1 protein-coding gene and 1 pseudogene are annotated in these 2298 nt (G+C 63.0%); both read right to left on the bottom strand.

Annotated features, from left to right (window positions below; all coding sequences use genetic code 11):
• Positions 1 to 2115: efflux RND transporter permease subunit (locus WS68_RS15955; protein WP_059571731.1), on the bottom strand; the 2115-nt coding region annotated here is incomplete at its 3' end.
• A 33-nt stretch (positions 2116 to 2148) separates the two neighbouring features.
• Positions 2149 to 2298 (bottom strand): annotated as a pseudogene (locus WS68_RS28400) (efflux transporter periplasmic adaptor subunit); the annotation flags it as partial.

The following is a 2298-nucleotide window of genomic DNA, read 5'->3' on the forward strand; positions in this document are numbered from 1 at the left end:
ATCCGCGAGCTTCGCGTAGCCGACCGAGCCGCGATCCTCGATCTGCATCTTGAAGCCGCCGAGCGTGCCGAGACCGAGCACCGGCGGCGGCGGGAACACCGCAACGAACGAATCCTTGATGTTCGCGTACTGCTGATTCAGCGCCCCCGCGATCGCGCCGGCGGACAGCGCGCTGCCATGCCGCTCGCCGAACGGCTTGAGCGTGACGAACACGATGCCCGCGCTTGAGCTATTCGTGAAGCCGTTTACCGACAGCCCCGGAAACGAGACCGCGCTCTCGACGCCAGGCTGCTTCAGCGCAATCTCGCCCATCTGGCGAATCACCTTCTCGGTGCGATCGAGCGATGCGCCATTGGGCAACTGCGCGAACGCGATCAGGTATTCCTTGTCCTGCGCGGGTACGAAGCCGCCCGGCACGATCCGCGACACCATCACGGTCGCGCCGACCAGCACGAGATACACGCCGAGCATCACCGCCTTTCTCGACAGCACACCGCGCACGCCGCGCCCATAATTCTGCGCGCCGCGATGAAACACCTTATTGAAACCCCGGAAAAAACCGCCGAGCAGGCGGTTCATCACGCGCGTGAGCCAGTCTTCCTTGTCGCCATGCCCTTTCAGCAGGATCGCCGACAGCGCGGGCGACAGCGTCAGCGAGTTGAACGCCGAGATCACCGTCGAGATCGCGATCGTCATCGCGAACTGTTTGTAGAACTGACCCGTCAGGCCCGACATGAACGCGAGCGGCACGAACACCGCCACGAGCGTCAACGCGATCGCGATGATCGGCCCGCTCACTTCACGCATCGCGCGATACGTCGCCTCGCGTGCGAACAGTCCGCTCTCGATGTTCCGCTCGACGTTCTCGACGACCACGATCGCATCGTCGACGACAATCCCGATCGCAAGCACCATCCCGAACAATGACAGCGCATTGACCGAGTAACCAAACAACAGCAGCAGCGAGAACGTGCCGATGATCGACACCGGCACGGCGATCAGCGGAATGATCGACGCGCGCCACGTCTGCAAGAACACGATCACGACAATCACGACGAGTGCGATCGCTTCGAGCAGCGTATGGACAACCGCCTTGATCGAAGAACGCACGAATTGTGTCGGATCGTAGACGATCCGGTAGTCGACGCCTGCCGGAAAATCCTGCTTCAGCTCGGCCATCGTCTTGCGCACTTCATCGGAGATCTGCAACGAGTTCGCACCCGGCGACTGATTGATCGCGATCGCGACGGCGGGCTTATTGTCCAACAGCGAACGCAGCCCGTACTCGGACGCATCGAGATCGATTCGCCCGATATCGCGCAAGTGCGTGACGCCGCCATCCGGCGCGGTCTTCACGACGATGTCGCCGAACTCCTCTTCGGTCTGCAACCGCCCGCGCGCGTTCACCGACAGTTGCAGCGGCGTGCCCGGCAGCGTCGGCGATGCGCCGATCACACCCGCCGCCACCTGCACGTTCTGATCGCGAATCGCCTTCACGACGTCGTCGGCCGCCAGATTGCGCTGCGCGACCTTTTGCGGATCGAGCCATACGCGCATCGCGTAATCGCCCGCGCCCCACAACTGCACTTGGCCGACGCCCCGGATCCGCGACAGCCGGTCCTTCACGTTGATCAGCGCGTAATTGCGCAGATACGTCATGTCGTAGCGGTTGTCCGGCGAAATCAAATGCACGACCATCGTCAGCGTCGGCGAACTCTTGATCGTCGTGATCCCGAGCCGCTGCACGTCTTCCGGCAAGCGCGGCAACGCCTGGTTCACGCGGTTCTGCACGAGCTGCGTCGCCTTGTCCGGATCGGTGCCGAGCTTGAACGTGACGGTAATCGTCATGTTGCCGTCGCTGTTCGCCTGCGACTGCATATACAGCATGTCCTCGACGCCGTTGATCTGCTCCTCGATCGGCGACGCGACCGTCTCGGCGATCACCTTCGGATTCGCGCCCGGATACTGCGCGTGGACGACCACCGACGGCGGCACGACTTCCGGATACTCGGAAATCGGCAGCATGAACATCGCGATCAACCCGGCAAGCAGAATGATGACCGACAGCACCCCGGCAAAAATCGGCCGGTCAATAAAGAATTTTGAGATATTCATGGGAAGCTCTATCTGATTGAGCGCGCCTGCGCGTTATGCGCGCACGTTGCTCTGAGCGTTCTGCGCGCGTTGCTGCGCGGCACCCGACGCGGGAGCCGCAGCGGCAGCCGCCGCATCGTCGCCGCCCGTCATCGGCACGAGATGCGCCTTCACCCGCTCGCCGGGCCGCACACGCTGCGTGCC

It is taken from the genome of Burkholderia sp. TSV86 (genome assembly GCF_001522865.1).
Taxonomy (GTDB): Bacteria; Pseudomonadota; Gammaproteobacteria; order Burkholderiales; family Burkholderiaceae; genus Burkholderia.